Annotated in this window: 4 protein-coding genes; 3 read left to right on the forward strand and 1 reads right to left on the reverse strand. The window is 74.6% G+C overall.

Annotated elements, in window-relative coordinates:
• From ACY45C_RS10070 to ACY45C_RS10080, 3 genes are all read left to right on the forward strand, one after another.
• Positions 1 to 1,249: cobyrinate a,c-diamide synthase (locus ACY45C_RS10070; protein WP_462187361.1), on the forward strand; the 1,249-nt coding region annotated here is incomplete at its 5' end.
• Positions 1,246 to 1,701 carry a cobalamin biosynthesis protein gene (locus ACY45C_RS10075; RefSeq protein WP_462187362.1) on the forward strand — a complete coding sequence of 152 codons (456 nt, stop codon included), beginning with the start codon at positions 1,246 to 1,248 and terminating at the stop codon, positions 1,699 to 1,701. The genes ACY45C_RS10070 and ACY45C_RS10075, both read left to right, overlap by 4 nt.
• 180 nt (positions 1,702 to 1,881) lie before the next feature.
• Positions 1,882 to 2,400, forward strand: a complete 519-nt coding sequence (locus ACY45C_RS10080) for a MarR family winged helix-turn-helix transcriptional regulator (protein ID WP_462187363.1) — start codon at positions 1,882 to 1,884, stop codon at positions 2,398 to 2,400.
• Positions 2,401 to 2,437: 37 nt separating this feature from the next.
• Here ACY45C_RS10080 and ACY45C_RS10085 read toward each other — a convergent pair.
• Positions 2,438 to 2,798 (reverse strand): arsenate reductase ArsC (locus tag ACY45C_RS10085; RefSeq protein WP_462187364.1); only part of this gene is annotated, 361 nt, incomplete at its 5' end.

The following is a 2,798-nucleotide window of genomic DNA, read 5'->3' on the forward strand; positions in this document are numbered from 1 at the left end:
CGCGCACGTCGCCCGGCTGCTCGACGCCCCCGTCGTGCTCGTCGTCGACGTCTCCGGCGCCGCCCGCTCGATCGCCGCGCTCGTCGCCGGGTTCCGCGGATTCGACCGGCGGATCCGCCTGGCCGGGGTGATCCTCAACCGGGTCGGTTCCCCCCGTCACCGCGACCTGCTCACCGAGGCACTCGACGACATCGCCGTGCCCGTGCTCGGCGCGGTGCCGCGGGAACAGGCCGTCCACACCCCCTCGCGGCATCTCGGTCTGGTACCGGCGGCGGAACGCAGGCCCGCCGCCGTCGCCGCCGTCGACCGGCTCGGCGCGCTGGTCGGATCCGCCTGCGACCTCGACGCCCTGCTGCGGGTGGCACGCACCGCGCCGCCGTTGCGCGTCGCACGTTGGGATCCGGCCACCGTGCTCGCCGCGGCCGGACCGGCGGACCCGGCAGCGATCGCTCCGGTAGCGGTCACGACAGCAGACCCGGCGGTGCCCGCGGTGCCCGACCGGCCCCCGCGGGTCGCGGTCGCCGGGGGAGCCGCGTTCACCTTCGGCTACCCCGAACACATCGAGCTGCTCACCGCCGCGGGCGCCGACGTCGTCCCCGTCGACCCGCTGCGCGACGAGACGCTGCCACCGGGAACCGACGCCCTGATCATCGGCGGTGGTTTCCCCGAGGAGCACGTCGCCGCGCTCGCCGACAACGCCCGGTTACGCGCCGAGGTCGCCGCGTTCGCCGCCCGCGGCGGGCCGGTCGCCGCCGAGTGCGCCGGACTGCTCTACCTGGCCCGCACCCTGGACGGCGCGCCGATGTGCGGGGTTCTCGACGTGGAGGCGGTGATGGGCCCGCGGCTCACCCTCGGCTACCGCAGCGCGATCGCCGCCGCGGACAGCCCCTTGGCGGCGGCCGGGACCACCGTGCACGCCCACGAGTTCCACCGTACGGTCCTGCTGCCCCCACCCGGCCGGTCGCCGTCCGACCCACGGTCGCCGTCCCCCGCCCGCGGCGGCGCCGCGGGCGGGCCCCCCGGGCCGTCGGGGGTGGCGGCGTGGTGGCTGCCGATACCCGGAACCGCTCCCCGGCCTGCGCCGGGACGCGTCGCGGGTGGTGGCCGGCGTGGCGGGGAGCAGGCGGCGTCGCCGTGGATGTCCGAGGGGTTCGTGCACCGCCGGGTGCACGCCTCCTACCTGCATCTGCACTGGGCCGGACGACCCGGCGCCGCCACCCGCCTGCTCGCCGCCGCCCGCGCGGCGTGACCGGAGCAGAACCGGGGGACGGGGGACTGGTCGTCGGTGTCGGTGCACGGCCCGGGGTGACGGCGGCGGAGATCCTGGGGCTGGTCGAGGCGGCGCTGCACGACCTCGCGGCGCCGATGAGCGCGGTGCGCCGGATGGCGACGGTCGAGGCCCGCCGGGACGAACCGGGCGTCGTCGCCGCCGCACGCCACCACGGCTGGCCGCTGGTGGGCCATCCCGCCGCCCTGCTCGCAGGCGTCGACGTGCCCCATCCCGGTGCCGCCGCCCACGCCGCGCTCGGCACCCCGAGCGTCGCCGAGGCCGCCTGCCTGATCCCCCTCGCTGTCCCCCTGTCCCTGGGAACGGCCATGCCACAGCCGGTCCTGCTCGTGCCCAAACGCGCCGGCCGGCGGGTGACGGTCGCGATCGCCCGGCATGGCGCGCCGGATCGGGGTAGCGGCGCTTCCGCGTGACCGCGGACCAGGTCGGCTGGGTGGTCGAGCGGACCACTTTGATCAGCATCGGCTCGCGCCGCTGGTGTTGTTAAGGAAGACAAACACGAGCGGGTGATGATCCCGCCAGGCGATCGTCGGCGCGGAGAACCTGCTGATCCGACCGGTGAAACCCGGCCCTTTCCTAGCTATCCTGTCGGGGTGGCGGTGCAGCTACGGCTGGAGCGGGACGCGCGGGCGTTGACCGAGGTCGTCACTCGACTTCGACGGGTGCTGCGGACGAGTATCCGCAGCGACTACCCGTGGGAGGCCCTGCCGATGGCCCAGGTGGAGTTGTTGCAGTGCCTGCAGGAACGCGACGGCGCGCGGGTAGGTGAGCTCGCCGGCCTGCTCCACCTGGCTCCGAATACGGTGAGCACCCTGGTGCAACAGATGTCGGACGCGGATCTTCTGCGGCGGGTCACCGACCCGGCCGACCGGCGCGCGGCCCGGGTGTCGTTGACCGAGACCGGTACCCGCCATCTGCAGGGGTGGCGCGAGGCCCACGAACGCAGGCTCGGCGACGCACTGGGCCGGCTCGCCGCCGCCGACCAGGCCGTTATCGTCGAAGCCTTGCCGGCCCTGTCACGCCTGGTCGAACAGCTCGATGACCGCCGCACGGCCGGACCCGTCCCCCGCCGCCACCGGCGGGCCCTGAGCGCGGATCTCCGGGGGGCGTAATCACGCACGTTGGCATCTACCTCGGCGGGCAGAGCGGTCAGGCTGGGATGCCCGGACGCTCCGGCCGGCTGCCGATCTCCGCGATGAGGTCCTTGATAAGGATCTCGATCTGGTCGCGGATCGGGCGAACAGCGTCGACGCCCTGGCCGGCGGGGTCGTCGAGGTCCCAGGTGAGATAGTTCTTGCCGGGGAAGACCGGGCAGGCGTCGCCGCAGCCCATGCTGATCACATAGTCGGAGGCCTGCACCGCCTCGGTGGTCAGCACCTTGGGCTTCTGGCCGGTGATGTCGATGCCGACCTCGGCCATGGCGGCGACCGCGGCGGGGTTGACCTGCTCGGCGGGCAGGGAGCCGGCGGAACGCACCTCGATCCGGTCACCGGCGAGGTGTCGCAGGAAT

The sequence above is a fragment of the Frankia sp. CcWB2 genome, from assembly GCF_977927585.1.